At 31.9% G+C, this 25061-nt stretch carries 16 protein-coding genes and 1 riboswitch; of the genes, 3 read left to right on the forward strand and 13 right to left on the reverse strand.

Features of this window, described 5'->3' with window-relative positions; translation table 11 throughout:
* Positions 1-23 precede the first annotated feature (23 nt).
* The 5 genes from J3477_RS07705 to J3477_RS07725 form a co-directional block, all read right to left on the reverse strand.
* Positions 24-1196 carry an NAD(P)-dependent malic enzyme gene (locus tag J3477_RS07705; RefSeq protein ID WP_206869138.1) on the reverse strand — a complete coding sequence of 391 codons (1173 nt, stop codon included), beginning with the start codon at positions 1194-1196 and terminating at the stop codon, positions 24-26.
* A gap of 173 nt (positions 1197-1369) precedes the next feature.
* Positions 1370-2041 (reverse strand): MgtC/SapB family protein, encoded by a 672-nt coding sequence (locus J3477_RS07710; protein WP_206869140.1) that lies wholly within the window; start codon positions 2039-2041, stop codon positions 1370-1372.
* Between the two features lie 19 nt (positions 2042-2060).
* Positions 2061-3767, reverse strand: a complete 1707-nt coding sequence (locus J3477_RS07715; RefSeq protein WP_206869141.1) for a diguanylate cyclase domain-containing protein — start codon at positions 3765-3767, stop codon at positions 2061-2063.
* A gap of 264 nt (positions 3768-4031) precedes the next feature.
* A complete protein-coding gene (locus J3477_RS07720) occupies positions 4032-6188 on the reverse strand; it encodes a YhgE/Pip domain-containing protein (RefSeq protein WP_206869142.1) in 2157 nt (718 codons plus the stop codon).
* 18 nt (positions 6189-6206) lie between these two features.
* Positions 6207-8366, reverse strand: coding sequence for a YhgE/Pip domain-containing protein (locus J3477_RS07725; RefSeq protein ID WP_206869143.1), 2160 nt, complete (start codon positions 8364-8366; stop codon positions 6207-6209).
* Positions 8367-8647: 281 nt separating this feature from the next.
* Between J3477_RS07725 and J3477_RS07730 the strand changes: the two genes are divergently transcribed.
* A complete protein-coding gene (locus J3477_RS07730; protein WP_206869144.1) occupies positions 8648-9547 on the forward strand; it encodes a DMT family transporter in 900 nt (299 codons plus the stop codon).
* Positions 9548-9713: 166 nt separating this feature from the next.
* Here J3477_RS07730 and J3477_RS07735 read toward each other — a convergent pair whose 3' ends face one another.
* The 5 genes from J3477_RS07735 to J3477_RS07755 all read right to left on the reverse strand — a co-directional run bounded on the left by J3477_RS07735 (position 9714) and on the right by J3477_RS07755 (position 15889).
* Complete coding sequence (locus J3477_RS07735) at positions 9714-10538, reverse strand: energy-coupling factor transporter transmembrane component T family protein (protein ID WP_206869145.1); 825 nt, start codon at positions 10536-10538, stop codon at positions 9714-9716.
* A complete protein-coding gene (locus J3477_RS07740) occupies positions 10531-12231 on the reverse strand; it encodes an ABC transporter ATP-binding protein (protein ID WP_206869146.1) in 1701 nt (566 codons plus the stop codon). Before J3477_RS07740 ends, J3477_RS07735 begins: the two co-directional genes overlap by 8 nt.
* A gap of 14 nt (positions 12232-12245) precedes the next feature.
* On the reverse strand, positions 12246-12911 hold the full coding sequence (locus J3477_RS07745) for an ECF-type riboflavin transporter substrate-binding protein (RefSeq protein ID WP_206869147.1): 666 nt from the start codon (positions 12909-12911) through the stop codon (positions 12246-12248).
* Positions 12912-12997: 86 nt separating this feature from the next.
* A riboswitch (SAM riboswitch) is annotated at positions 12998-13110 on the reverse strand.
* 122 nt (positions 13111-13232) lie between these two features.
* Positions 13233-14879 (reverse strand): SulP family inorganic anion transporter, encoded by a 1647-nt coding sequence (locus J3477_RS07750; protein ID WP_228731231.1) that lies wholly within the window; start codon positions 14877-14879, stop codon positions 13233-13235.
* 311 nt (positions 14880-15190) lie between these two features.
* A complete protein-coding gene (locus J3477_RS07755; RefSeq protein ID WP_206869148.1) occupies positions 15191-15889 on the reverse strand; it encodes a DUF2161 family putative PD-(D/E)XK-type phosphodiesterase in 699 nt (232 codons plus the stop codon).
* 286 nt (positions 15890-16175) lie between these two features.
* Between J3477_RS07755 and J3477_RS07760 the strand changes: the two genes are divergently transcribed.
* Entirely contained in the window at positions 16176-16364 is a 189-nt protein-coding gene (locus J3477_RS07760) for a hypothetical protein (RefSeq protein ID WP_206869150.1), read from the forward strand.
* Here the strand turns inward: J3477_RS07760 and J3477_RS07765 are convergent.
* Positions 16361-18055 (reverse strand): methyl-accepting chemotaxis protein, encoded by a 1695-nt coding sequence (locus J3477_RS07765; protein ID WP_206869152.1) that lies wholly within the window; start codon positions 18053-18055, stop codon positions 16361-16363. The two genes, J3477_RS07760 and J3477_RS07765, sit on opposite strands and share 4 nt — an antisense overlap.
* A gap of 261 nt (positions 18056-18316) precedes the next feature.
* Here J3477_RS07765 and J3477_RS07770 point away from each other — a divergent pair, with 261 nt between their 5' ends.
* Positions 18317-20068: a methyl-accepting chemotaxis protein gene (locus J3477_RS07770; protein WP_206869154.1), complete on the forward strand. Its 1752-nt coding sequence runs from the start codon at positions 18317-18319 to the stop codon at positions 20066-20068.
* 156 nt (positions 20069-20224) lie between these two features.
* Here J3477_RS07770 and J3477_RS07775 read toward each other — a convergent pair whose 3' ends face one another.
* Entirely contained in the window at positions 20225-22249 is a 2025-nt protein-coding gene (locus J3477_RS07775) for a glycosyl hydrolase family 18 protein (RefSeq protein WP_206869156.1), read from the reverse strand.
* Positions 22250-22275: 26 nt separating this feature from the next.
* Positions 22276-24024 carry a carbohydrate-binding protein gene (locus tag J3477_RS07780; RefSeq protein ID WP_228731232.1) on the reverse strand — a complete coding sequence of 583 codons (1749 nt, stop codon included), beginning with the start codon at positions 24022-24024 and terminating at the stop codon, positions 22276-22278.
* Positions 24025-25061 lie beyond the last annotated feature (1037 nt).

Here is a 25061-nt window from a genome sequence, read left to right on the forward strand (position 1 = left end):
TTTATCTTATTCAATATTGTTTTCTAAATTCTAGCAACTCCAGTTTCCCTTGCTGCCTTAGCAACAGCTTCTGCAACTACTTTTGCTATTCCCTTATCCAAAGCACTTGGAATTACATTATCTGGAGATAAATCCTCTTCCTTAACAAAGTTTGCAATAGCATAAGCAGCTGCAATCTTCATTTCTTCATTTATCTCTTTCGCTCTCACATCTAGAGCCCCTCTAAAAATACCTGGAAAAGCTAAAACATTATTGATTTGATTTGGAAAGTCTGATCTTCCAGTTCCTATAACCTTTATTCCAGCTTCCCTAGCTTCATCTGGCATAATCTCAGGTATAGGATTTGCCATTGCAAAAACTATGGCATCCTTATTCATACGTTTTATCATTTCTGGCTTTAATATGCCTGGAGCAGATACCCCTATAAATACATCTGCAGCTACTAATGCATCAGATAAACTTCCTTGTATTTTATCAGGATTAGATATCTTTGCTAAAGCTTTTTTAGCATCATCTACGTTTTCTATTCCGTCATATAAAATACCAACTTTATCACAAGCTATAAGGTTTTTAACACCAAGTGACAATAATAATTTAGCTATTGCTGTTCCAGCAGCACCAGCCCCATTTACTACTACCTTTATATCCTCTATATTTTTTTTCACTATTTTCAACGCATTTATTACTCCAGATAAAACAACTACAGCTGTTCCATGCTGGTCATCATGAAAAACTGGAATATCCAATTCCTTTTTCAATCTTTCCTCTATCTCAAAACATCTTGGAGCAGATATATCTTCCAGATTAATTCCACCAAAACCTGGAGCAATAAGCTTCACCGTCTTAACAATATCATCAGGATCTTTAGAATCTAGTGCTATAGGAAATGCATCAACTCCTGCAAATTCTTTAAAAAGAATAGCTTTCCCTTCCATAACTGGAAGTCCCGCTTCTGGTCCTATATCTCCAAGTCCTAACACAGCCGTTCCATCAGTTACAACTGCAACTAGGTTTCCTTTCGCAGTATATTTGTATACATCATCTTTATTTTCATGAATTTTTTTACAAGGCTCAGCTACTCCTGGAGTATAAGCAATACTTAGTTCGTCTCTTGTTTCAACCTTTAGTTTGGATATAACTTCTATCTTTCCCCTATTCTCTTCGTGTACCTTTAGGCTTTCTTCAAAATAATTCATTACTTGTCTCCTCCCACAAATTAGTCTTTTCAATAAAGATAAACACTAATTTTACGTATTAAAAGCTCTGCCTCTTTAATATTACTTAAAAAATAAATTTATTTCTATAGCAAACACCTATATTTTTAAGAAAAAGATAAAATTCTTAAATATAGGTAATTTTTCTTACTGTTTTATACTTCTACCGATCTTACATTTTTATCACTTTCTATAATATCAACTATATCAATAGGAGTAACAGATGCATTAATTTTAACTACTATTTTTAAATCTATCAATTCATCTTCATGTCTTTTTAATATCTTAATCTTTAAGATATTAATTCCGTTATTCTTCAATCTTTCATTTATATCTTTTACCACTTTTTCATGATTTACAGCTGTTATATTAATCTGTGCTACTTTGGGAGATGACAACCATTTATAGTCTCTATGAAGAACTGTCTGACCTATTATAATTATAATTGTAGCAGCAAATCCAACGGAATATATTCCAGCACCAACAGCCATTCCGATACCTGCTGTTACCCATATACCTGCAGCAGTGGTAAGCCCCCTAATAGTATTTTTTTGCATAAATATTGCTCCAGCACCTAAGAAACCAACTCCACTGACAATCTGTGCAGCTATTCTGGTTGGATCAATTGGTACTTTTAAAAGCTCAGCCTGATCTTGAAAGCCATATTTTGAAATTATCATCATCAATGCAGCCCCAAGGGCAACAATGAAATGAGTTCTTATTCCCGCTTCCTTCATTCTACTTTTTCTTTCCCAACCCACGAGTATGCCACAAAAAGAAGCTAAAAGAAGCTTAAGTAGTTGATCTAACATTAGATTGTAATCCATTATATCACCTTACCTGTTATTAATCTCTAGCTCTAACTTTCTTTTCTTTTTTCACTAAATACATTGCTGTATCTGCCTTACTTATAAGCTCATCAAGTTCCTTTCCTTCATTAGGATATGTTACATACCCTATACTTGCTCCTACACTGCATCTATCATCACTTAAGCTTAAAGGTTGTTCAATGGATTCCTCTATCATATTAATATATTCCTTAACATCTTCTATTTGAAAAATGCCTTTTAGAATTATTGTAAACTCATCTCCGCCTAATCTACACACAATTCCTTTCTTGTTTACTGTTTCCACCAATCTCTTAGCAATTTCTTTTAGAACTATATCTCCTATTTGATGACCTAAATTGTCATTAATCCATTTAAATCTATCCAAATCTAAAAATAAAAGAGTGAACTTGCCATCTACCTCTCTGCATTCTTCTATGGTCTCTTGCAGTTTTTTCATAAAAAAAGCCCTATTTGGTACCCCAGTTAGCCAATCATGATTAGCTACCTTTTCCGATAAAGCTCTTGCCTTTTCAACTTCGTAATAATTGTCAATGAGTTTATCCAGCATCTTATTTACAGAATCCCCTATCTCCTTTACTTCATCCTTGCATTCTAGTTGTATTCTACCAGATAAATCCCCCTTTGCTATTCTTCCCGCAGCTGATTTTATAGATAAAATACTTCCTAAGATAGACTTATAGAAACCTACAAAAAGATAAATTATGAAAAACAAAATAGTAAAAATTATGAGTGTTATTATATTTCTACTTAATTCTAATTGTTTTATTTGTTCGTTATAGTCAATTTGAAGCATACTAGCCTCAGTTAATGATAATTTATCAATCCTTCCAAGCATATCTGTTGCATAACTAAAATAACTTTCAGCGTCAATTGTTATATTCTTTGTAGAAAGCAGATTATTATTTAGACTATAAATAAACTCTTCAGCACCCTCTACAGCTTCTTTATAATATTGTTCTACAAATTCCTTATTTGATGTGTGATTTGATATTATCTGCATGCTTTTTTCAGTATCTTTTAGTTCCTGCTTTATAAGCTTAGTTATAAATTCTAGTGACTCTCTATCATACGCCGTTAAACTTTTCTTTGCTACAGATCTAGTCCCAATTGCTCTTACCTCTCCCATTTGTTCTGTTATCTGAGGGAGTACATTTATTAAGTTATCAGCTAAATAATAGTTCTCTATCTTACTTTGTATCCTTAACTCTGAAATATCTGCAACATACTGAACTAAATCATTTATGTCTCCAATTAATTTTGTATGCTCTTCAAAGGATTTTTCTAACGGTGAAAAATTTAAGTTATTCTTTACCTCAATCCATTCCTTATCCAACAAGTTCCATTTATCCTGAACCTTTAGCTGTGGGTCATACCGTTTGTTTAGTTCTAATATCTTTTCTATATCAAGATTTATATTATCTTCATTTTTTTCTATGAATCTCTGAAAATCTGCATCTCCGCTTAGAAAAACCGTAACTAACCCTCTATGTTTTTGGATATCCGTAGTGAGGTTGTTTAAAGCTATATTGTACTCTAAGCCTATTTTTTGTTTTTTTGCATAATCCAGCTGCTTACTTATTTGCAGTATAAACATTCCCATCATTATAGACATGGGCAAAAGAATTATTGCAAATATTAAGGCAAATTTTTTTATATAAGTTAGGTTTCCCATTAATCTAATCGATGGTTTTAGTAAATGCAACTATTTCCCCTCCATAGTCTTTTTTATATTATCGATTGTATTTTAATATAATTTTATATATTTAAAAATTATATCCCACTATCCTCAAATTTAATAATAGCTCTATTAATATCCAACTGGTTACCTAAATAAAATTAGTAGTTAAATCTAACAAATCTAGTATTAATTTTCCTTATACTTCACTATAAATTATAATAACACAAAAAACCACTATCAGTTCATATAATTGCATAAAGCTTTACAAGAACATGATAATGGCTTTTTTTAAATACCTGCTTCTTTAAATTTGTGCTCCATAAATTCAGTTAGTTTATGAAATGGCTTTTTAAGTATCACAAGCATTAGAAAAATTAGAGCAAACATAGCTAATGCACTGAAATTTTTATAAACTGCATCCCAAACTGGGCCTGCTATGGCTTCTCTAAATCCATTTATTGCATAGGTAAAAGGCCATAAAGGCTGCAATACGCCAAATATTTTCGGATTAGTTTGTATAGGATATATACCTCCAGCACCAGCAATTTGAAATACCATTATTACTACTGCTACAGCTTTACCTACATTTCCAAAGATAGAGACTAAAGTAAAAATTATTATAGTAAAGGTTACTGCAGAAAGTAGTGCAAATATAATCATTAATCTCATGTCTACTGCATTAACACCTAATATATATTTATCTCCCAAAGTTACTATTACTGCTTGAATCATAGAAATCATAAGAAAAAGTAGCATCTTCCCAAAATGTTTCTGCACCAGATTCATCTTTTCTTCAGCTTCAAAATCTTTTGCTTCTACAGTTAGTAATGATGATAATAGCAAAGCTCCAACCCATATTGCAAGTACTGTATAAAATGGAGTAAGCCCTATTCCAAAAATTCCAGCATCGTATACCTCTATTTCTTTTACATCTATTGGAGACGATATAAAACCAGCTATCTCATCTGGATTCATCTTCATTAGTTTAATTATTTGATCAATATTATCATTATTTAGATCCTTCATTTTATCACTTAATTTATTCAATTCTATCTGAAGCGATGAAAGTTTGCTATTAAGATCATTTGCTTGATCAACCGTCGCTTTGCTGCTAGCTATGCCAAAATTGGCTAAAGCATCTAATTGAGGTACTATAACCTTTGTAGATTCTAAGACTGAATTTATATTATCTAGATTTGCTGTCATCCCATCAGCAATAGCATTCATAACTCCAATTGCACTGGAATAAAAACTGTTTGAGATACTAACAACCTGATTTGTTAATTCATTACTTACCTTAGATATCTGATCTAATGATGTATTAATGCTATCTTTTGTTGCTCCATTATTTATAGAAGACTTCAAATTATTAAGATTTGTTTTTTCTGTTCCAATTATAATCTTAAGAGTTTTTAATGAGTTTATAAGTGAAGTAATCTGGCTATTAGGATGACTTTCATTTAATGCCTCTAAACTTTTAATATCTGCATCTACCAATTTATCTAAGGAATCCATTATATTGGACATTTCACCTAGGATTGTGGTGAAATTATCTGTACTTGTTCCGTTATTAATATCCCTCAATTTTTGTAAAAGAGCTTGATTTTGGCTATTTATATTTTCAATTCTTCCTATGTCGCTGTTTAAGGTTGAGGCTAGTGAATTTATACTTTGTTTAGTTGATATTGTTAGTTCCTTACTTGCCTCAGTAGCCTTTTGCAAACTATTTATCTGCTCTGTTATTTTAGGTAATTTAGTTTTTACATCGCCTAAATACTTCTGAAGCGCCTCTGAATTAGAATTTGCCTCTGTTATGTACTTTTTTATCCCTTCTACATCGCTACTAGCTTGTGAAACTGTGTCTTTTAATTGAATTATCTGAGCTTTATTTACATTAAATTCTTCTCCAACTGAATTTATAGTCTTTAAAGCCTCTTTGTTTACAGTATCAACAAAGTTACTTTTGATACTTTTTGCTACTTGATCTTTTGCTGCATTAGTAATCTTAGCAGCTATAGCATTTAGCTTCTGGTTTACTCTATACACTATATCAGGTTTCTTTGGTGTCACTGTGGTAAGGCTTACAAGTCCTTTTGAAAAATCAGAAGGTATCTCTATAAGAGCATAATATTTTCCTTCATTAAGCCCATAATTTCCTTGCCACTGATCTACAAAGACCCAACCAATTGATTTGTTTTTCTTTAATTCTGTAACTATCTGCTCTCCTGCATTTATATTTTTACCATTAAAAGTTGTACCTTCATCATTATTTACTATAGCTACTGGTAGATTCCCTGTATTAGCATACGGATCCCAGCAGGCCTTTATATTTATCCATGCATAAAGAGATGGTAATACACATAGCCCAATTACTATAGCTAAAGCTGCAGGATTTTTGACTATAGTTCTTAGATCTCTTTTAAATACTTTAAAAACTTTTCCCATAACTCGCTCCTTCTACTCTTATTCTCCAATACCAGATTCCTCAAATCTAGTTTCAAATTTGTGAATCTTATCATGTAAAGGTTCTTTAAGAAAGAAACCTATCAAAATAAATACTGCTGCAATTATAATTAATACAGTAAAATCAAGCACTACACTGCTTATAAGCGGACCAGCTATTGCCTCTCTAAAGCCTCCTACGCTATAGGTAAATGGAAATAATGGCTGAAGTATTCTAAAAATCATAGGATCCACTTGAATTGGATATGTTCCACCACTACCTGCTAACTGTATTATCATAAATATTATTGCTATTGCCTTACCTATATTTCCGAGTATTGAAACTAAGGTAAAGGTTATTATTGCAAAGGTTATTGAGGATACGATAGCAAAGATTATCATCAATGCTGTATTTACTGTATAAACATCTAATAACACCTTATTACCTACTGAAACAATAAAGGCCTGAATAGAAGCTAAGGTCACAAAGGTCAGCATCTTGCCAAAATGTTTTTCTCTCAAGGATATGGCATCACTTCCTTCAAAAGGTGCTGAAGAAGTTTTTAATAAGGACGTAAGCAGTAAACAGCCAACCCAAAGGGCTAATACTGTATATATTGGTGCCATTGCAGAACCATAGTTTGGAATTGCATTTATAGCCTCTTCCTTTAAGTTTATAGGATCTGCTACAAAATCTCCCATAAACTTAGGATTACTTTGCAGGATACTTATTATCTGAACTAAATCATTATTATTTACTAGCTCAAGCTTCTCACTTAACTTTCTTATAGTATCTTTAAACTCAAGCAACCTGTAATTCATATCTCCAGATACCTTATTTGCTAAATTGCTACCATCTATTGCAGTATTCATAAGCTTATCTATTTGATTGTTAAGTTCCTTTGCTGACTTTAACAAATCATTAGCATCGCTTGTAGCAGTAATAAGATTATTAGCTATGCTGTTTAATGAAGCCCTCGTGCTAGTGTTATATTGTTTAGTTGCATTTATTATTTGAGTATTCATATTAGTTGCTCCATTGTTTATAGAATCAACCATATCTTTATTTATCTTATTTGCCTCATTTAACTGAGTTCTTGCTGTATCGAGCCTGCCTCTTTCATCATTTAAAGCTGATTGAATATTCTTTAGTGATGTTATCATTTTAGTAACTTCACTATTAGGACTTGCCTCATTCACTTTTTGAAGGAAATCTATTGCAGAATTAATCCCATTGTTTATATTGCTTATCTCCATAGTGATTTGCCCAATAATTGTATTAGTCTGAGTCTCTGCAGCACTAGAAGTAGACGCATTCAATTCTTTTATGGAGGCTTGAATTCTATACGATGAAGCCTGTGATTCATTTAATGTAGTATTAATATTATCAAAGGAACTATTCATTGAATTTTGAGTAGACTTTATCAAGTTTTTATTATTCTCATTACTTTGTACTGCAGCATCAAGACCACTGCTTATAGAAGGCAGTGTGGATTTTATCTCTGTCATAAACTTGCTTAGATCTCCAGATCTAGTATTAATATTTTGAAGGGTACTTAAGATAAAATCCATATTTTTGTTCATATTTATTATATTGTCTTTTAATTTTATTATATCTTGTTTATTTTTTTCAGCATTTTGACCTACATCATTTAGGGATGAAAAGATAGTCTCATTTACTGTCTCAACAAAATTTGAAGTCACTTCTTCAGTTAATGTATTTTTTGCAACTCCAGTAATCTTAGTTGCCACAGGGTTTGCTTTTGTATCTACCTTATAGTTAATTTGAGGTTTTTTAGGATTACCTGATAATACACTTAGAAAGCTTGAAGAAAAATCTTCTGGAATCTCAATAACTGCATAATAAGTTCCATCAACCACCCCTAAACTTGCAGATTTAGAATTAACAAAGGTCCACCCTATTTTTTTATTTTCTTTTAGTTTCTTAACAACCTCATCCCCAATATTGATGTCTTTCCCTCTAAAGGTTACCTTCTTATCATTATTTACTACTGCTACTGGTATAGTGCTTGTATTTTCATATGGATCCCAACAAGCTTTTATGTTGACCCAAGCATATAATGAAGGAATTATACATAGTCCACCAACAATTAATAACGCAATAGGATTTTTGGCTATGCTTTTCATATCTCTCTTAAAAACTTTTAAAATATTCTTCATTGTATCCCCCTTACAGATATATTATCTTTTCATATATCTAATAGTTGTCCTCTCTCAACTTAAGTATTATATAGTAATTTTTACAATAAGACAATTTACAACCAAAACTAAATAATTGTTTAGAGATTAGCATCAATGTTTGACATAACTAACTTATTAAAATATAATAACTTCTTGGATTAAAGATAGACAAACTTTTCACCTAGTGTACCTTTATATAATTTACAAATATATGTGAATATATTTATATGTATATTTAAAATTTAAGGAGATTATATTTAATGGATAAGAAAAATAATCTACTGCCTTATGTTGCAGTATCTATAAGTTCAATAATTTTTGGTCTTAGTTTTTTATTTTCAAAACAGGCACTTACGGTTGCAAGTCCTTTTATGCTTGTATCCTTTCGTTTTTTACTAGCCTTTTTAGTTATGACTGTGTTTATTATATTTAGGGTGATAAAAGTTGATTACAGAAATAAACCACTTGGAGGATTACTTGTTTTAGGTTTAGCTGAACCAGTAGTATATTTTATCTTTGAGACCTATGGAGTAAAGAATGCTTCTTCCTCTGTTTCAGGGTTAATGCTTTCATTAATTCCTATTGCTGTTACCCTGCTGGGAATCTACATCTTAAACGAAATTCCTTCTATAACCAGAGTTGTTTTTATAATAATTTCAGTTCTAGGAGTTGCACTTATTGGCATAATGAGCAGTACTAGTGGACAAGAAACTTCTCCCTTAGGAATATTTTTATTACTTGGAGCAGTAACTTCAGCTGGTTTTTATACTATAATATCAAGAAAAGTATCCAAGCATTATACACCAATTGAAATCACCTACTTTATGATGTTTTTTGCAGCACTTTGCTTTACCGTGATGAACTTAATTGATGTATATATAAACGGGGATATTCATAAATACTTTGAACCATTAAAAAGTCTTACTTTTATAATCTCCATACTATATTTAGGAATAGTATCATCTATAATCGCATACTTCCTAACTAACTTTACCCTTTCAAAGATTCAAGCTTCCAAAATGTCAGTGTTCTCTAATGTATCAACCATTGTATCAATAGTTGCTGGCGTTCTAATACTAAAAGAAAGCTTTCATATATATCATTTTATAGGTTCTGCTTTGATACTTACTGGGGTTTGGGGAACAAATAAGTTTAAATAACTTCTCTAAATATATGCAAAAATAAAAAGGTGATTCAAAATATTAACTTACTATTTTGAATCACCTTTTTATTTTACTTACACAGTCTATCACGCTGCCAATAAATAGCTAGTAATCTAACTTCATCTTCTCCTTAATTAAACTTATATACTTCTAATCCAATCTACTACGGGTACCAAAACCCTATAGAAAAGTTTTGTTTTAAAAATATACCAAGTATAACAAGTACAATAGATAAAACTATAAAAATCAAATCGTTCTTGTGCAATGGCTCTCTATTATACCAGGTTCTTTTTTTACTTATGCCAAAGCCTCTAAGCTCCATAGCATTAGATATAACCTCAACCCTATTTAAAGAAGATATAATTAATGGTATCAAAATTACTATATAATTTTTTAATATCCTGTAAACTGAGGCATCTCCTCTTTTAAAGGCTACTCCTCTAGCTTGCTGTGCATTGACTATATTTCTAACCTCGTCCTTTACATCTGGAATATATCTAAGAGCTATATTAACAGCATAAGCAACCTTATAGGATACTCCTATTCTATTAAGACTACTAGCAAACTTACTTGGATGAGTGGTAAATATGAATATTATTGTAATAGGTAGTATAGATAAATATTTCACAGATAAAGTTATAGCGTAGAATAAAGTTTCATAGGTTAATTTATAGCCAAATAAATTTAATAATACTGTATATCTGCCTGTTAGGCTTGATCCATATTGCGGAGTTATGATAAAGAGTAACAGAGAGTTCATGAAAGTAAATATTATTATGAATACTAAAAGTGGAGCTATATTTTTTAACGGTAATTTAGCTATACTTATAAAAGCAAAGCCTATTAAGGACATTAAAATAAATATCCTAATATCCATAAACATAAATATGAATATTGTCCATAAAATTAACATTAACAGTTTTACACTTCCATCAAGCTTATGAAATAAAGACTCTTTTTCTATATAAAGTGATCCGCTTCTATTCATAAACAAAGCCCTCCCTCATCTTTTTTATAAAATGTGCAACAAATGCCCCTTTTTCTTTTATATCAAATATTTCTGCCATTTTATATAATGACGGTTGTTGCAAATCAGCTTTATTTACTAAAACTTCATCTGAAATTAATGAAAATAATGAACCATCTCCGATAACCTTTCCCTCAGATAACACAATAGCTCTATCAGAATATTCTAAGGATAAATTCATATCATGAGTTATCATAATTATTGTAACTCCAGCACTCTTTACCTCTTCTATGAATCCCATGAATTCTTTGTAAGTTCTATAATCTTGTCCTGCAGTAGGCTCATCAAGAATTATAATTTCAGGTTCTACCGCTAATATTGATGCTATTGTTACTCTTTTTTTCTGCCCATAGCTAAGAGATGCTACTGGCCAATTTCTGTATTTATATAACCCACAAAGCTTTAACACCTTTAAAACCTTTTCCTCCACAGACTTTTCATCATATTTTCTATTTCTAAGTGCGAAAGCTACTTCATCAAAAATCATATTTTGGGTTATCATATGATTGGGATTCTGCATTACATAGCCTATTATGTCAGCTCTTTTCTTAATAGACCATTTATCTATGGGTTTTCCAAGATATTTAACGGAACCTTTTTTCTGATTTTCAATCCCAGTAAGTATCTTCATAAGCGTAGATTTTCCTGCCCCATTATTTCCTAATATAGCAACTAGCTCTCCTTTATTAATTGAAAAACTAACATTCTCTAATATATTGTGTTGCTCCTTAAAATACTTAAAATTTATATTTTCAATAGTTAGTAGCTCACGATTTTGTCTTTGTTCCTGCTGCATATTATATTCTTCAAAATTCCTTATTAATGCCTCTTTGAATTTAATTGTATTGGCTATGTATGAAATTTTATCTTCTACAGTGATATTCACATCGCATTTCTTAATCGCTTCAATATAAAGAGGCTCTCTAATTCCGTACTTTTTCAATAAGTCAAGTGCTAATAATTCATCCGGTGTACCATCATATCTTATTTCTCCATTATCAATCAATATTACTCTATCAAAGTTTTGCTCAAGTACGTCTTCTATTCTATGCTCGATAACTATAACTGTTTTTTTAGTTCTATTATTTATATCCGCTATTTTCTTCATTGCCTTTTTGCTACTTGCAGGGTCCAAATTTGCTAAAGGCTCATCAAATAAAAGTATCTCACAGTCCGAAGTTAGTATCCCCGCCATAGAAATCTTTTGCTTTTGTCCTCCACTGAGATTTTGAGGAGTCTCATTAATATAGTCAAGCATACCTACCTCAGTTAATACTTTTCTAACACCTTCTACCATCTCTTCCTTTGGTATATTATGGTTTTCATAAAAAAACGCTACGTCTTCTCCAACACTTATTCCAACAAACTGTCCATCTTGATCCTGAAGTATTGTCCCTACATATCTACTTACATCATGCAAGCTGCTCCTATGTGGTTCTATTCCATCAACCATTATCTTTCCTTTTATCTCACCTTCATACATAAAAGGAATTAGCCCATTTATACAATGGGCTAAAGTTGATTTTCCACTACCACTTGGACCAGCTATTAGAATTTTTTCTCCTATATTAAGTTTTAGATTTATATTCTTTAAGGTATACTCCTTTAAGTTGTTATACCTAAAACTAAATTCTTGAAACTCTATAGCCTCCAAATTAAACTTCCTCCTTACTCACTTACCTCAAGATTGCTATTACTCTTTCTTAATCTTGCTATGGCTATAATTACTGGATTAGCTATCACTGCAAGAATTACCAAATTAGTAGCACCTGCTAATATAATCTGAAGCCATACCTTATCTGCTGGCTCCCCATATAAAAAGACATCTCCAAAGTATGAAATAATACTTCCTACTACTATACCCGCTAAAGAATAAATATATAGTTGTATATAATTCTTCTTTGAAATAGCTCCTATCAATGGATTAAACTTCTTATCAAATCTAATAAAGCCTGCAAGTAATCCAATAGATGCCGACATGAATACCCAGCTCCACCAAACTGAGCCATAAGCTAGAGCATCATTTAGCGCATGCCCTATAAATCCCACTAAAAAACCTACTATTGGACCGAAGATTGCTCCAAAAATTGCTAGTAAAGCCACTGCAACTCTAAAGGATGTATTTGGACCTATAGGAATAGATATAAAGGATAAAGCGGTATACAAAGCAGCCCCAATACCTATAGCTACAACATCCCTAGTTGAAAGCGAGATCTTAGAACCTTTTGCTTTTGCAAAATATACTACTGCTATGATTAGCACTGCTACAAGTATAAAAGAAATAATACCTTGAGATGTTGCTACTGATGTAAAAAAGTTTTTGATTCCTTCCATAAAAAAGCCCCCTTAAATTTTTTTAAATTAAAAAGCTATTCTTCCTAAAAATAAGAAGAATAGCTTAAAATAAACAATTTCTATCTATCTTATCTTCCAGAAGTTATATATAACTATCTGCAGGATTTAACACCGATACAATTAAAATGCCGGTTGTTGGGTTTCACAGGGCCAGTCCCTCCACCACTCTTGATAAGTGAACATTATTAATTTTTAAATATTTTATATACACATGTTTTACTATGTACTTAATTATATTGCGCAAAAGCTTTTATGTCAATATATGTTATTATTGTTATGTGTTTTACATTTGACATTTAACTAACTAACTTTCATATCTTTATTTACAATATTACCTTCAATATTGTCAATGATATTTTCTTCTCCAAGCATCTCAATAAAGCCATATTTCCTAAGCATCTTCATTGGTTGTTCTTGAATATTCATGAGCTTAAGTGTTGTGTTATTTCTTTTGCATATATCAATCAACATTTCGAAAGAATGGTATGCAGTAGAATCCATATAAGGTACTTTGCTCATTTTTATTATTAAGGTTTTAGGCGGAGCCCCCATCTCAGTTATAGCGCTAACGAATTTGTTAGCAGCTCCAAAGAAAAATGGACCTGTAATTTCAAACACAGCAACTCCCTCTTCCAAACTTTCTTGCTCATTCATAGAGCTTTCTTCATCTTCGCTTATATCATCATCTAATATGTATTTAACTTCTGTTACTTCAGCCATCTTTTTCATAAATAATAATGAAGCAAGAACCACACCTACACCAATTGCTACAACTAAATCTAGTACAATTGTTAAGATAAAAGTAACAATGAAAACCAAATAATCACTTTTTGGTGCTTTAAATATATCTTTAAAAGCAGACCACTCTCCCATATTGTAAGAAACCATTACTAAAACTGCGGCTAAAGCTGACATCGGAACTAACTTTACATATGGCATGCAGACTAATAGTATAACAAGTAATCCAAGTGAATGAACCATTCCTGCAACAGGAGTTCTTCCACCATTTTTAACATTAGCGGCAGTTCTTGCTATTGCTCCAGTGACAGGAATACCACCAAAGGCTGCAGAAAATATATTAGCAGTTCCCTGAGCAATCAATTCCATATTTGAACGATGCTTTCCTCCAATCATTCCATCTGCTACTACAGCAGAAAGTAATGATTCAACACCTCCAAGAATAGCTATTGTCAATGATGGCATTAAAAGTTCATTTATCATCTTCATATTTATTCTTGGCATTGAAAAACTTGGTAGAGACGAGGATATATGTCCAAACTGTTTTCCTATAGTATTAATTGGCAGATTAAATACAACAGTAATTATAGTTACTATTATTATGGCAACAAAAGTTCCTGGTATTTTTTTATTTATTTTAGGCCAGGTAATTATAATAGCAAGTGTAAGCAATGCTATAAGCGCACTTGATAAATTGATAGTTCCTATATTTCTAATGTAAGCTTCCCATTTGCCTATAAACTCTGAAGGTACGGACTGTATTTTGAGTCCAAGCAAATCCTTAATCTGAGTTGAAAAAATTGTTATGGCTATTCCACTTGTAAATCCAGTTGTAATTGAAGATGGTATAAACTTAATAAAACTACCCAGTTTTAATGCGCCGATTATTATTAAGAAAATCCCCGCCATTATAGTAGAAACTATAAGACCATCTAATCCATATTTTTGTATTATTCCATAAACTATAACTACAAATGCACCTGTGGGTCCACCTATTTGTACCCTACTTCCCCCAAGCATAGATACAATAAACCCTCCAATTATCGCTGTATACAGCCCCTTTTCAGGTGATACTCCTGAGGCAATAGCTAACGCTATAGATAGAGGTAGTGCAATGATAGCAACTATAATTCCTGAAATAAAATCTTTTGTAAATTGTTCCTTTGTATATCCTTTCATGCAGGTTACAGACTTCGGAACTAATAACATTTTTATCCCCCCGATATTTTAATTAATTACATACATCTACAGATTTACTACTTTATATCTTCTGTCTTTTCAACGTCATATAAGAACTCACCACACGCAATAATTCTTAAAATGACTTTTTGATTGAAGTAGCACTTCTTTAGATGTACATTGTTAAGCCGTAGAAATTATAACACATAAATCCAACTTTAAAGTAAATGTTCCAATTTTTTTAATTGTTTATCTATTGAATAACTTCCTACAAGCTTCATCACATTTGTGGATATATTATTCATTTTCCAATCCTTCTAGGTTTGCTTTTCTATTTTAAATTAACCTATTAACAATAATCTATTTTTAATCTCTTCTACTCCTACTTCACTTAATTCATACATCCCCTTATCCAGTTTCTTAAACCATCCATAATAATTCTTATAAAGAATAGAATAAGTTTTCTTATGTTCGAACCCGACTTTTGAAAGCTTTGCAGCAGAAGTAGGACCATTTTCCATCATATACTCTGCTATCTTTATAGACTGCTCTCTGTAAGCTGTCATTAACTTTTTACCTTTGCTACCTCCGACATTATCTTCAAGGCTTCGTCCTTTAAATTCTTTCACTAAACTATTTCTTTTTTTCTTTCCTGAGTTTATGCTTTTCTTTATATCAAAAGGAGCAGGTTCTATAGCAATCTTTACCGCATACTCATTATCTTTTTTAGAAACTAATATAAGTCCTAGTTGTAGTCTTCTTATTAAATTACAGATATCTTTCCACTTCTTACTGAAAAAATTAATTTTAGGCTTAGGAATAGCTACATATACTAAGTCGGCAAATTTTTGCCTATTTGTAGCTTGTACTAATAACTCTATGGTTAAGCCTTTTTTGAGCTCTACTACAGCTATTTTCTCATCCTTCATAGCAAAAACATCGCAATTACCCACTTCAGCTTTGACATCATACCCAATGCTTAATAAATATTCTCTAACAGGTTTATACAATTCTTCTTCAAATAAAAAATCCTTCTTCATTATTCAACTCTCCACATGTTAATTAGTCTTTCCTATAACTATTTACAACAAAACTAACCTGGTAATATACTCTACTAAAAATCTCGTTGATTATTACAAGTTACTTTTATTTAACATATTTTCATAATAATCAATTTCTCAATATATTACTATAAAAACTTTACAGTAATATAAATATACCACTTCATATGTTTTTACATTGAAGTGGTATATAATTCATATTTATTAAATTTTGACTATGTTTAAGAGTATTTTTGAAATTAAGTGGTTATAAAGGAGATGCTATATGAGCGAGCTATTAGAATTAAATGATTTTTTCAGATGGAATGGCGTAAAAACTGTACTGTTCGAACGTAGTGAGTTTACAGTTTTAGCCATGGAATATGACAAAATCATATTAATTCTTTGCGTAAGCTCATTAAAGCATCGGATGTATAACCTCTTAATTTCAACACAGTGCTTTAATAACACCTAAATTTTAAATTTACTTATACTTTTTTCTAGATTCTCTGAACTATTCTTGGTACATCTTGCTTCTTCAACTAACTTGTTTACATTTTCCACCATAGTCATTGTCTTTTCAGCTATATTAGTTGACCCCATTGCTCCATCATTAGCAGCACTAGTTATCTCATTAATTGTTGTTACCATATTACTTATTGACTTCGCCAATTCATCTGAGGTTAATGAGAAGTCTGATACTAGTCTTTCTACGAAAACTGCATCTTCTCTATACTGTTCTCCTGTTTGAACAAATACATTATAGTCATTAAAAACAGTGGTATCCATAAATTTAAGCATATTTTGAGAGTCTTCAGTTAAATTATCTACGGAATCAATAACTAACTTTGTAACATTTTGAATTTCTGTAGCTGCCTTTTGTGAATTTTCAGCAAGCTTTCTTACTTCCTCAGCTACTACAGAAAAACCTCTTCCTGCATCACCTGCACTTGCTGCCTCAATCGCTGCATTTAAAGCCAGTAAATTTGTTTGTGAAGCTATTGTAAGAATAGTTTCAGATAACAATTTTATCTTTTCAATTGATCTTGCTTTTTCTATAGAGACAATCATATTTTTTTGAGTCTTATCATATATATCCTTCGCTATTCTTTGGGAATTCACAGCTTTTTTCTTCAATTCGTCTGCTCTTTTATTTATTTGCTCAGATGCATCTTTACCACTCTTAGCTTTTTCCGAAGTCTCTTCTATTGATGTTTCAATCATCTCGGAGGTCTCATTCATCTCTTGTGCTGAAGCAGAGGTTTCTTCCAATCCTGCAGATAATTCTTGAGTTGTTGAAGAAATACTTTCTATATCAACCTGTAGATTGTCAAGCCTTGAATTAATAGTTTCAATATTATCTTCTATAGTTTTAGTCTCTTCCATAACCTTTTTCACTATAGATCTAATACCATCCTGCATTCCTGCTACTGCTTTACTTATATTACCTATTTCATCTTTTCTTCCTAGTACTCTTTTATCAATGTCACTACTAAAATCACCAGATGAAAATACTTCAATTTTGTTTTCCAATATTTCTAAATCTTTAGTTATATACTTAGCTATACCAAATGCGATGAAAGCACCTATAACTATTACAGCAATACTAAATCCACCGATGTATATTGCCATAGATGTCAATTCCTTTTGAACATCTTCTTGCGCTATACCAACAAACCACATACCTACCACAGTACCATCTTTATCTTTTAAAGGTACATAGTTAGCTTGTACATCAATTCCTTGTATATTTACTTTACCTACATAAGAATTTCCGCCTTTAATAACTTTGTCTACAACCACTTCACTTGCTTTTGTCCCTATACTTCTTTTACCATCTTTATCTTTAACATTGGTAGCCACTCTAGTATCACCCATAAAGATAGTAACATACATACCTGTTTTTTCTTTAATTTCGTCTATAACAGAATAATCTTCGTTAATAAGATTATCTCCTTTATATAGTTTTCCATCTTGTATCTTCCAACTTCCTTGATACTTCTTATCTAAGATAAGTAATCCCATATTTGAATTAGTATCCAGTTCATTTGATATCTTCATTTCAATTACTTTGGTAACTTTATAGTAAATAATACCTCCAAGTAGTGAAGAAAATATAAGAAGTGTTAACGATATAATTAAAGTAACTCTCCATTTTAATCTCATTCTTTTTCCCCTCTTTCTACAATTGCTGCAAATTTTACCAATTACAATTATACTTGTTTATTTATTTTATCGCCATATTTTTTTATTTCATGACCTTATAAGCCAACATTTTTCCCACTCGTTTATATTAACATGAAAATATAAAGTTTTGTAGAAATTCTACGAAAAATGTCATATAAGTAACTAAATTTCATTGATATTTCCAAAATTTTATTAAGTTCTTTTTATTACTTCTAAATTTAAAATTCGGGGTGGGATTGTATGTCTAAATTTTTCAAAATTAACAACATAAAACTAGGTGGCAAGATGAGCTTAATTTTGCTTATTCCTGTAATATCTTTATTTTTTGTTTCAGCTCTTGCATTAATTGATATTGATTCAATAAATAAAAAATTAGTATCAGATTTGTATGATAAAGTCCATCAAAGTGAATATTGGCTTCTAAATGCAGATAGAGATTTTTATCAGGCCTTGGATGCTGAAACAGAATTAGAAAGTCCGGATAAAGACTCTGATCTTAAAAGTTTGAAAAATGATTACACTGAAAACGTAAAGCAGACTCAAGATAGAGTTAAGTTAGCAATTGATATACTAAATAAAGATAAAGATACTTTAAGTAAACTAACTCATAAAGATTCAAAATTAAATGTTTTTCAGCTTTATGATAACTTTAATAAAGATCTTAGTTTATGGACAAGTCTCTACGACCCTGAAACTAATACTTTAAAGGATAAGAAGCAGTATTTAGATGCTTTTAATTCAGCAAGAAATAATATAAATCAGATGGAAGAAATCCTAGATGATTATGGTAAACAGGTTATTTTTAATAGTGCAAATTCTGTACAGAGTGTAAAAAATATAATTATGACTGTTTCTATATCTACCTTAATAATTTCTTTACTTTTAGGCATAGCTTTAATAGTTAACATTAATAGAAGAGCGAAAACTGCTATTTCTTTAATTAATAAAACTGCTGATTTTGATCTCAAATATGATGATAGTTATGCAAAATATTTAGAAGATAAAGATGAGTTTGGTCAAATAATTAAAGCAGAAGGAACTTCACGAAAAGAATTTAGACAAACTTTAACGGATGTTATTTCCTCAACTAAATCTGTAAATATAATGGTGGATAAGTCTAATTCTAACATGTCAAGCTTAGGACTAGAACTAGAGGATATATCCAAGACAGTTGAGCAATTATCTGCTGGTATGGAGGAGACATCAGCGGCTACGGAAGAAATGAATGCATCTACCTTAGAAATTGAAAAAGCTGTTGAAAATATTGCAAGCAAATCAGAAGATGGCGTTACTTCTTCAAGAGAAATTAGTGGTCGTGCTACTACATTAAAATCTGAGGCTGTTGAATCTCAGAAAAAATCACAACAAATATTAGTGTCTCTTGATAGTAATCTAAAAGCATCACTTAATGAAGTAAAGGCTGTTGAGCAAATTAATTCATTAACTTCAAGTATATTAGAGATATCATCACAAACCAACCTACTTGCTTTGAATGCAGCTATTGAAGCTGCAAGAGCTGGAGAATCAGGAAAAGGTTTTGCAGTTGTAGCTGATGAAATAAGAAAGCTCGCAGAAGTTTCAAAACAAAGTGCAATGGAAATTCAAAACGTTACAGCTGCTGTTATAACTGCTGTTAATAAATTAAGAGAAAGTTCTGTGGATGTGTTAGATTATATGGAGAAACAAGTAATTCCTGACTACGAGAAACTTGTTAATACCGGAGATCAGTACAACGCAGATTCCTTAACATTTAATGATCTAGTTACGGATCTAAGTTCTACAACTGAGGAACTACTTGCATCTATTCAAGATGTTACTAGATCAATCACTGAAGTTAGTAGTGCAACTAACGAAGGTGCCATGGGAATGACAAGCATTGCGGAAAAAACCACTACTATTGTTGAAATGGCAAATGAAGTGATAACTCAATCTAATAAATCAAAAGAAACGGTAGATAGTCTAGTTTCAATGATCTCTAAATTTAAATTGTAGTTGTAAAGTACCATTGAAATTAAGTGGTTATACATCCGATGCTTTATAACCACTTAATTTCAACAATATTATTACCAAATTACATAAATGACATATAGAAAAATCTCTGTAAAGCTATCATCTAGCTCTACAGAGATTTTTATTATTGTTTCCTTTTTATTGTGCCTGCCAAAGTGCTGGTACATTTGGTGGTTCCCAACCTACTAATGAGGTATGTGCTTGCAAGCACTTATACGTAACTCCATTATAGGTAACTAAAGCGCCTACCGCATATGCAGTATTAGGTGCCCATGCAGAAACTCCTGTTGAAGCTTGAGTCTTTGCTGATACAGAACTGCTCCATGCACTTGCTCCAGCTGAATTTACTGCTCTTACTCTATAAGTATGAGTTGAGCTTGCAGCTAAATTTTTATGGGCATAAGGACTTGTCACATTAGTTACTACAGCTCCATCAACCTCAATATCATAACTTGTTGCATTTGATACTGTACTCCAAGTCACATTTATCTGTGAAGTACTTGCAGCTGTTGCTGCTAAGCCAGTTGGCACTGATGGTACTGTGACTGAAGTAGCAGTTTTAGCTGATACCGCTGTGCTCCAAGCACTTGCCCCTACTGAATTTACTGCTCTTACTCTATAGGAGTGAGTTGAACCTGTAGCTAGATTATTGTGTGCATAAGGATTAGTTACATTAGTAATTACTGTACCGTCTACTTCAAGATCATAGCTTGTAGCATTTGATACTGAACCCCAAGTTACATTTATCTGTGAAGTACTTGCAGCTGTTGCTGCTAAGCCAGTTGGTACTGATGGTGCAGTTGGAGTTACTGTTCCACCAATTCCAAGCTTTGAGGAAATAGTACTAGTAAGTGGCATTCCAGTAGCAGGATCATCATTTGATATATCCCAAGCGATGACTCCACCAAAGCCATTATTTATAACATAATCACATCTTGCTGCAGCTGAGGTAGTATCTTCGTAAGTATAGGTTATACCTAATGAAGAATTATATAACCATGGAACTTGAGAATAACTATCTCTATATTTTACATAGCCTGATGTCTTTTCTAATTGTAACATTTGGCTATAAGAGTTTTGTCCACCTGGATTGTTTGGATCATCAAGATTTCCTACAGGTGCTCCACTTGCCTTTGCAAATAGTCCATTAGTTCCAGTAGTCTTATCAACATTTTTCCATCCTCTTGAATAGAAAGGTGAGCCTACATTAAGCTTGTCAGCTGGAACGTGATATTTACTTACAAAATACTTCATTATATAGTCTGTATTATATTTATTTTTTATATCCACCGGAGATGTAGGTGATGGATCATTTGGATTTGCATATATAGCTGATTGATGATTTGTGGTATTTTCAAAAGCACCATGGATGTCATAAGTCATGACATTTATCCAATCTAGATATTGACTATATAAATCTGGTTGAGTTAGATCTACCTTGTCATATCCTCCTGGGGCAGCAATAGTTAGCAATTTACCTGATAACCCATTACTATTGTAAGCCTGTTTTATTTCTTGCATCAAAGAAGTATAATTTTGTTTATCCTCTGGTCCACCTGGACATCCTCTATCATATTGATCCCCTGGAGCAGCAGTTCTGTTAACACCTGGATACTCCCAGTCAATATCAATACCATCGATAAAAGGGTATTGCTTTAAGAAAGAAACTACACTGTTTATAAAGGTAGCTCTATTAGCTGCGGAACTTGCCATAGCATGGAAGTTCTCTCCTCTTGTCCATCCACCAATTGAAACAAGTATTTTTACATTTGGATAAAGTGATTTGTAGTATTTATACTCTCCAAAATGTCCTCTTAGATCACCAGGATTCCATCCACCTGAATGAGGGAATGTAGCTTGATAATCGGCATATTCATCAGTACTTGCTAGCTTATAAGTTGAATCCACTGTGAAAAAGGCATGATTTACAACCGTAACCTTATCCCAAGGAATATTATCAACAGACATACTATTATGAGCTGCATTATACATTCCCCAATTTGGAAAATATACAACAAATCTTTTTGCGGTTGCTGCTTGTGTAGCCAAGGTGCTGTTAGTACTTGCTGAAGCTTTAGCACCAGCAAAAGTAGGAGCAGCTAAAGATAAAACAGATAAAGAAACAGCAATAGAAAGTATCTTTTTTAGAGATAATTTTTTCATTTTTTAACCCCTTTCATTTATCCTTTTTATTGTGCTTGCCAAAGTGCAGGCACATTTGGTGGTTCCCAACCTACTAATGAGGTATGAGCTTGTATACACTTATAAGTAACACTATTGTAGGTTACTAAAGCTCCTACGGCATATGCAGTATTAGGTGCCCATGCAGATATTCCTGTAGAAGTTTGAGTTTTAGCTGATACAGATGTGCTCCATGCACTTGCTCCAGCTGAATTTACAGCTCTTACTCTATAAGAATGTGTAGAGCCAGCTGCTAAGTTCTTGTGTGCATATGGGCTTGTAACATTTGTAACTACAGTCCCATCTACTTCAATATCATAGCTTGTAGCATCTGATACTGCACTCCAAGATATATTTATTTGTGATGTGCTTGCAGCAACTGCTGTTAAACCAGTTGGTACTGCTGGTACAGTAACTGTAGTAGATGTTTTAGCTGATACAGATGAACTCCATGCACTTGTACCAACTGAATTTACAGCTCTTACTCTATAAGTATGAGTAGAACCTGCCGCTAAGTTTTTGTGTGCATATGGACTTGTAACATTAGTTACTACAGTTCCATCTACTTCAAGATCATAACTTGTGGCATTTGATACAGCACTCCAAGATACGTTTATTTGAGATGTGCTTGCAGCTGATGCTGCGAGTCCAGTAGGTACTGCAGGTGCTGTTTGATTGTTTCCTAAACCATCAAGGTAAGGGCGATAATTGTTTGTGAATTCATTTCCGGTATATGCATCCCAGTTAATAGACCATGCCATTAATCCTCTGAAGTTAGCATACCCCTGAGTGTTTACAAGCTTATAAGTTCCACCATAAGATTGTCCTTTAATTAAATAATTCAATGCTTTTATCATTTCTGTAGGACTTATATATCCACCACTTGGTGCTGCAGCTTGATTTGAAGGTAAGCCAATCATAACTTGGTCCTGTCTTAATGCAGGAAATACATTGTTTGCATTGCCTCCAGCTGGGAAGCCTTTTAATAACATTTCTGCTAAAGCTACTTCAAAATCAGCAGTTCCTTGAGTGTATACTTTTCCATCTAGTCCATAGCATGAACCTGAATTATAATGTTGTACATGGATATAAGTTAAGATATCTTTTACTCCATATATAAGAGGTAGATATGCTCCCCATATACCGCCATAAGTGCCAAAGCCACCCTGAACATATGCAGTTTCAGGCGCCATACTAACAATAAAACTTGAACCATAATGGTTATATATTTCTTTTATTGCTGCAATTAAATTTACTATCTGTGGTGTTGTAGGATTTTTCAAGTCACTATCTCCACCATTTAAAGACATACCTGTTTCAAGGTCTATATCTATACCATTGAAACCATACTTATCAATTATAGATATCATTGAATTAACGAATCTAGTCTTTGCAGCGGCATCTGGTAAAAGCACTACTCCATTTTGTCCGCCAATTGATATTACTACTTTCTTTCCTATACTGTTTAGATATGCTACATCTGATTTGAAATCTGCGTCTGTTCCTGTAACTGGTGTAAATTGCATTGTACTTCTGTCGCTACCTGAATCTGCAAAAGCAACATTTACAACATCCCATTTTGTCGACACATTTTTAAGTCTTATTATGCCTGTCCCATTGTCAAAATTATGCCAGTATCCTACAAGAAGTCGGCTGTTAAGGGCTGGTGCGGCAAGGGCGCTAAAGGATGGTAATACTAAGAAAGTAAATACCATTGCCACAAGAAGTGAGGAAATTAGTTTAAGCTTTCTTTTCATAAAAAACTCCTTTCAATATTTAATTTTTTATATGATTTTAAAGATTGCTTTTTGATAATGTCCTTATTGAGGTCGAGCTTTTTTATTAGTATCTCTATAAGATTTGATATAGTATTGTTTTACTTGTATTAGCATTTTTAGATATAGATGAACCACTTCATAATTAAACTTATATTTTCAAATTCTCCTCTCAGAAACCAGAGGAGTTTTAAAAATAGATTTCAGATTGAAGTATTTCATCTTTATATGGATGTACCACTTCGTAATAAAATTTATATTTTAAAATTCTCTCACCAGAAGCCGTGAGAGTTTTAAAAATAGATTTCGGTTCGAATTAGTACATCTTTAGTTATAGCTAAATAAGACAATTGCTCTTCAAGAGGTTTATATATATAGACGTATATACCAGTTCTGTTTTGTTAAAATGCTTCATTTTCTTTTGCTTAACCTATAGATAAATATTGATTTTATTGTTATATTATTGTGATTTAGTAGATCTAAAAGTAGAAAATAAGTTATTTAGAATTAAATTATAGAAATGTATTATATTAGCGACTGTAGATAACAGTTAGTAAAATATTCATTTATTGAGTTTAGTATTTATACTTCTTAGAAATAATTACTAATTTTTATATCCTTATTATATAATCATAATCTCCATTTGTAAACACTATTTTAAATATTTTAGTTACTTATTTTATTTATTAATTACATAACATTACATATTTTTTATTATCAAGTTATAACTTTATCTTTTACAATACTATATAAGTTCTAAAAAGTTTATTTATAAAAATATTGAAACATCAATAATATAGATGTTTCATATTAATTCTTTATGAAGACTCTTTAAAACATAGAATGGCTAAAACTAGTAACTTTAGCAGCACCTAATTTAAATATTTATATGAATATATAGAGTTTAGACTGCCTAAAGCCATATTTGCTAGCTTATAACATAAAATCTCCATTTTTATTAAGCTTACGCTATTTGACTTAACCACTAAATCTATTAAAATTGATTGTATTCTGTATCC

The sequence above is a fragment of the Clostridium zeae genome (assembly GCF_017312485.1).
GTDB lineage: Bacteria > Bacillota > Clostridia > Clostridiales > Clostridiaceae > Clostridium_AR > Clostridium_AR zeae.

Excerpts from the sequence above, each read along its gene's own strand:
- J3477_RS07705 (WP_206869138.1), bottom strand. The coding sequence starts at position 1,196 with ATGAATTATTTTGAAGAAAGCCTAAAGGTACACGAAGAGAATAGGGGA.
- J3477_RS07710 (WP_206869140.1), bottom strand. The coding sequence starts at position 2,041 with ATGGATTACAATCTAATGTTAGATCAACTACTTAAGCTTCTTTTAGCT.
- J3477_RS07720 (WP_206869142.1), bottom strand. The coding sequence starts at position 6,188 with ATGGGAAAAGTTTTTAAAGTATTTAAAAGAGATCTAAGAACTATAGTC.
- J3477_RS07725 (WP_206869143.1), bottom strand. The coding sequence starts at position 8,366 with ATGAAGAATATTTTAAAAGTTTTTAAGAGAGATATGAAAAGCATAGCC.
- J3477_RS07730 (WP_206869144.1), top strand. The coding sequence starts at position 8,648 with ATGGATAAGAAAAATAATCTACTGCCTTATGTTGCAGTATCTATAAGT.
- J3477_RS07735 (WP_206869145.1), bottom strand. The coding sequence starts at position 10,538 with ATGAATAGAAGCGGATCACTTTATATAGAAAAAGAGTCTTTATTTCAT.
- J3477_RS07745 (WP_206869147.1), bottom strand. The coding sequence starts at position 12,911 with ATGGAAGGAATCAAAAACTTTTTTACATCAGTAGCAACATCTCAAGGT.
- J3477_RS07750 (WP_228731231.1), bottom strand. The coding sequence starts at position 14,879 with ATGTTATTAGTTCCGAAGTCTGTAACCTGCATGAAAGGATATACAAAG.
- J3477_RS07755 (WP_206869148.1), bottom strand. The coding sequence starts at position 15,889 with ATGAAGAAGGATTTTTTATTTGAAGAAGAATTGTATAAACCTGTTAGA.
- J3477_RS07760 (WP_206869150.1), top strand. The coding sequence starts at position 16,176 with ATGAGCGAGCTATTAGAATTAAATGATTTTTTCAGATGGAATGGCGTA.
- J3477_RS07765 (WP_206869152.1), bottom strand. The coding sequence starts at position 18,055 with ATGAGATTAAAATGGAGAGTTACTTTAATTATATCGTTAACACTTCTT.
- J3477_RS07770 (WP_206869154.1), top strand. The coding sequence starts at position 18,317 with ATGTCTAAATTTTTCAAAATTAACAACATAAAACTAGGTGGCAAGATG.
- J3477_RS07775 (WP_206869156.1), bottom strand. The coding sequence starts at position 22,249 with ATGAAAAAATTATCTCTAAAAAAGATACTTTCTATTGCTGTTTCTTTA.
- J3477_RS07780 (WP_228731232.1), bottom strand. The coding sequence starts at position 24,024 with ATGAAAAGAAAGCTTAAACTAATTTCCTCACTTCTTGTGGCAATGGTA.